The organism is Streptomyces sp. (assembly GCF_050698815.1).
In the GTDB taxonomy this organism is placed as follows: Bacteria; Actinomycetota; Actinomycetes; order Streptomycetales; family Streptomycetaceae; genus Streptomyces.
Map to the genome: position 1 here is coordinate 1 of NZ_JBOHCV010000082.1, position 4499 is coordinate 4499.

4 protein-coding genes are annotated in these 4499 nt (G+C 69.7%); 2 read left to right on the forward strand and 2 right to left on the reverse strand.

Annotated features, from left to right (window positions below; translation table 11 throughout):
- Window positions 1-636, reverse strand: a 636-nt coding sequence (locus tag ACRDP3_RS03340; RefSeq protein WP_431515288.1) for a thiamine pyrophosphate-dependent enzyme, incomplete at its 3' end; no start/stop codon positions are given.
- A 372-nt stretch (window positions 637-1008) separates the two neighbouring features.
- On the opposite strand from ACRDP3_RS03340, the gene ACRDP3_RS03345 reads away from it, so the two are divergent.
- Window positions 1009-1680: a response regulator gene (locus ACRDP3_RS03345; RefSeq protein ID WP_431515289.1), complete on the forward strand. Its 672-nt coding sequence runs from the start codon at window positions 1009-1011 to the stop codon at window positions 1678-1680.
- Window positions 1681-1690: 10 nt separating this feature from the next.
- Here the strand turns inward: ACRDP3_RS03345 and ACRDP3_RS03350 are convergent, their stop codons facing one another.
- Window positions 1691-3280: a protein kinase domain-containing protein gene (locus ACRDP3_RS03350; RefSeq protein ID WP_431515290.1), complete on the reverse strand. Its 1590-nt coding sequence runs from the start codon at window positions 3278-3280 to the stop codon at window positions 1691-1693.
- A gap of 449 nt (window positions 3281-3729) precedes the next feature.
- On the opposite strand from ACRDP3_RS03350, the gene ACRDP3_RS03355 reads away from it, so the two are divergent.
- Window positions 3730-4499 (forward strand): protein kinase domain-containing protein (locus ACRDP3_RS03355; RefSeq protein ID WP_431515291.1); only part of this gene is annotated, 770 nt, incomplete at its 3' end.

Consider the following 4499-nt stretch of genomic DNA (forward strand, 5'->3'; position numbering starts at 1 on the left):
CAGGTGGAAGTTGTGCTCGGCGGGGTCCCAGCCGCCGTGGCTGACGCCGCGGAACAGGCCGATCACGTTGAGGTGGTCCAAGCCCTGGCACCAGGCGACGCCGTGCTCCCGGTAGGTCGGGAAGGCGTAGTCGTCCTTCGCCAGGGCACGGCCGGACCCGACCTGAGCGGCCTCCTGGCCGAGCAGACTCGCCCACAGACCCAGTTCGCCGTGTCGCTGCAGGGCCACTGCCTCTGTGTCGATCCGCCGCGCGAGCACCAGGTCGCGGTAGAAGCCGCGCAGGTCGTCCGTGGTGAGGTGCTCGATCAGGTGGGAGTACTCGGGGTGTTCGACCCGCTCGCCCTCGGGGGTCAGCAGCTGCACGAGCTCGGTGCCCGCCGTCGCGGCCGACGCCGCGGGGGCGTCCGCCCGGCGCGTACCGCCCTTGCCGCCCTTCGCGCCCGCCGTGGCGGTCTTGCCGGCGGTCTTGCCGACGGCCTTGCTCGCGGGCTTGCGCGATGCCGCACTGCTCTTGCCGGTGGTGCCGTTGGTGCCGCCGGCGTCGCTCTGCGCGGACGCCGTCTTCTTCGTGGCGCGTTTTGCTCCGGGGTCGCTGCGGCGCGGCTTACCGCGCGCGGCAGTGCTCTCCACGGTCACGTGTGCTCCTCTTCTGTCCGGCCCCCGGGGTCGCCGGTGGCCTGGGGGTCCCCCGCCTCGGGCGGAGGGAGGCTCGCCCGGCCCCGTACGGCGCACGGGGTGGGTGCGACACGGACGGCAACCGAACGGTGACTGATGTCCCGGTCGAGGCCAGCTGCAGCCATGCCCAGACCTCCATACATGCATGAAGGCGCCCTGACCTGCAACTTTGTTCGGATATCCAAGTAAAGGAGTCGGAAATCCAAGCAACAGCCGAGAAATCAAGTACATCACTGGTCACGGCCGCGCAGGCCCCGTGGACCCTTGCACGTTATCCCGCAGCTCCAGAGTGCGGGAAGAGCAGAACCGAGACCAGTATGTGAGACTGAAAAGGTGAGCGGAATCGGAAAAATCACGGTATTCCTGCTCGACGACCATGAGGTGATCCGCCGAGGCGTGCACGAGATGCTGTCAGCGGAGTCCGACATCGAGGTGATCGGCGAAGCGGACAGCGCAGCCGACGCGCTGACCCGCATCCCCGCCATGGAGCCCGATGTCGCCGTGCTGGACGTGCGCCTCCCGGACGGCAACGGCATCGAGGTCTGCCGCGAGCTGCGCTCCTACGACCAGGACATCGCCTGCCTGATCCTCACCTCCTTCCCCGACGATGAGGCCCTCGTCCATTCCGTGCTGGCCGGGGCCGCCGGCTACGTACTGAAGGGAATCCGCGGTGACGAGCTGCAGACGGCCGTACGGGACGCCGCCGCCGGAAAGTCACTGCTGGACCCGGCCGCGGCCCGCCGGGTGGTGGAACGGCTACGGGCGGGCGACGGGCGCCGCACGGACGACCGGCTCGCCTCGCTCACCGACCAGGAACGCAGAATCCTCGACCTGATCGGCGAGGGCCTCACCAACCGCGCCATCGGCGAAGAGCTGAGCCTGGCCGAGAAGACCATCAAGAACTACGTCTCGCAGCTGCTCGCCAAGCTCGGCATGAAGCGCCGCACCCAGGCGGCGGCCTATGTCGCCCGGATGCGGGCGGGACTCGAGGACCCGGACGGCTGAGGCCGGCCCGTCAGCCGCCGGCTACTCCGCTGCCGTTCGCGCCCTGCACGCCGGAGGTTTCCTCGCTCGGGGTGGGGTCGTCCGACGGTTCGTCGCTGCCGCCCGAGGAACCACCGTTGGAGCTGTTACCGCCCTGGCCGCCGGAGTTCGACTCGGAGGGGGTGTTCGTCGGCTCTTCCGTGGGCGAGGTCTCGGTCTCGCTCGGGGTCGTCTGCGACGGGGTCTGGGACGGCGTCGCCTCGCCGGTGTCGCCGGTGCTGGTGCCCGGGTCCTCCTCGGTCTGGCTCGGCGTCGACGTCGGTCCGTCGGTGGTCTTCTCGTCCTTCGGCTGCGACGTGGAGGAGTCCGGCTTGACGTCGTTCTTCTTGCCGTCCGAGCCGGCGTTGAGCGCGTAGAAGATGCCGCCCGCGACGGCGATCACGGCGAGGAAGGCGATCAGCGCGTACTTGACGCCACCGCCGCCGCGGCGCCTGCCGCCGTCCCGTGGACCGCCCTCGAATCCGCCGTCGTCCCGGTCCGGGCCGCCCATCAGCAGCGGGGGCGCCAGCTGGGAGGTGTCACCGTGCCCAGGGTGCTGGCGGGCGCCGGCGCCGGGGACGCCCATGGCCGGGGTGGAGCCGCCGGCGTGCGAGACCGGGCCGGTGTTCCACAGGCCGCCGGTGTGGCCGCCCTGCTCGTGCAGCATCCGCAGCGCGTACTGCCCGAGGCCGCGCATCTCCTCGGCACTCTGGAACCGGTCGTCGGGGTCCTTCGCCAGTGCCCGCATCACCAGACCGTCCAGCTCGGGCGGTACGGCGTCGGACGCCTCGGAGGGCAGCACCGCCTCGTCCTGCACGTGCTGGTAGACGACCGAGAGCGGGGTCTCGCCGGTGAAGGGCGGCCGGAGTGTGAGGAGTTCGTAGAGAAGACAGCCGGTGGCGTAGAGGTCGGAGCGGATGTCGACGGTCTTGCCGAGGGCCTGCTCCGGGGAGAGGTACTGCGGGGTGCCCATGACCATGCCGGTCTGGGTCATCGTGTTGGAGGCGCCGTGCAGGGCGCGGGCGATGCCGAAGTCCATCACCTTGACCGCGCCGGTCTGCGTGATGCTGACGTTGGCGGGCTTGATGTCGCGGTGCACGATGCCGTGCTGATGGCTGTAGGCCAGGGCCTCCAGCACACCGGAGACGATGATCAGTGCCTGATCGGCCGGGGGTGCGTCGGCGTTCAGCAGCAGATCGCGGATGGTGCGGCCCTCGACCATCTCCATCACGATGTACGGGGTGACGGAGCCGCCGATCACCTCTTCACCGGAGTCGTAGACCGCGACGACGGCGTGGTGGTTGAGACCGGCGACCGACTGGGCCTCGCGGGTGAAACGGGCCTTGGAGACCGGGTCCTCGGCGAGGTCCGAGCGCAGCAGCTTGACCGCGACCGTACGGCCCAGGCGCAGGTCCTCGGCGGCGAAGACCTCCGCCATGCCGCCGCGTCCGAGACGGTGCGAGAGGCGGTAGCGCCCGTCACCGACCAGGCCGTTGTTACCCCACAGCTCCGGCGAATCGGCCATGGAACCGCCCGTGGCGTCGGGGTCCATCGGGCCCCCGCCGGCCTGCGTCTGTGCCATCAGTCCTCGCCGTGAATCGGAAATGCCGCGGGTCACGCGGGTGCGTACTCCGCCGGCCTGGCTCTTCGGCTCACCCGGCTGTGCCGGGGCGCCCCACTCCGCTGTGGAGGCTACAGGCTCAAGAAGTCACATGGATGGGGACGGAAGAGCCATCCAATCGGCTGCGGTGCCCGGCTGGCAAGTTCCCAGGCGGTGGGCGGTCGGCTGCCCGGGCGCCGACTGTGAACTGCCCGACACCCGGCCGACGCCCCCTCCGGCACCCCGCCGAACTGCCACAGTCCTGGTCCAAGGTTGCACATCCGGTTACGGAACGGGCATCGCGCTTGACGTGGCAGAGCCCTTCGGCAGACTTGGTCCGAGTAGCAGGATCACTGGATCTTCGGGGCACTGGAACATCTGCCCCCGAACACACCTGTGCGGGGGCACTGCCGCCGGGGGGAAGCAGTCAGATGAGTGACGACGGCGGACAGGCAGCCGCACAATACGTCGGCCGTACGGTCGGCAACGGCCGGTTCCAGCTCCAGAGCCTCCTCGGGGCCGGCGGCATGGCCTCGGTCTATCTCGCCTACGACTCGGTGCTCGACCGGCAGGTCGCGGTGAAGACGCTGCACACCGAGCTGGGCCGCGAGCAGTCGTTCCGCGAGCGCTTCCGCCGCGAGGCGCAGTCGGTGGCCAAGCTCACCCACACCAACATCGTCTCGGTCTTCGACTCCGGCGAGGACACCATCGACGGTGCGACGGTGCCGTACATCGTCATGGAGTACGTCGAGGGCCAGCCGCTGCGCAACGCCCTGGACGAGGACATAGCGCGCTACGGCGCCATGCCCGCCGAGAAGGCGCTGAAGATCACGGGCGACGTGCTGGCGGCACTCGAGGTCAGTCACGAGATGGGGCTGGTGCACCGCGACATCAAGCCGGGCAACGTCATGATGACCAAGCGCGGTGTGGTCAAGGTCATGGACTTCGGTATCGCGCGAGCCATGCAGTCCGGCGTGACCTCGATGACACAGACCGGCATGGTCGTCGGCACCCCGCAGTACCTCTCGCCGGAACAGGCACTGGGGCGTGGCGTCGACGCCCGCTCCGACCTCTACTCGGTCGGCATCATGCTCTTCGAGCTGCTGACCGGACGCCTTCCCTTCGACGCCGACTCCCCGCTGGCCATCGCGTACGCGCATGTGCAGGAGGAGCCGCCGCAGCCGTCGTCGGTCAACCGGTC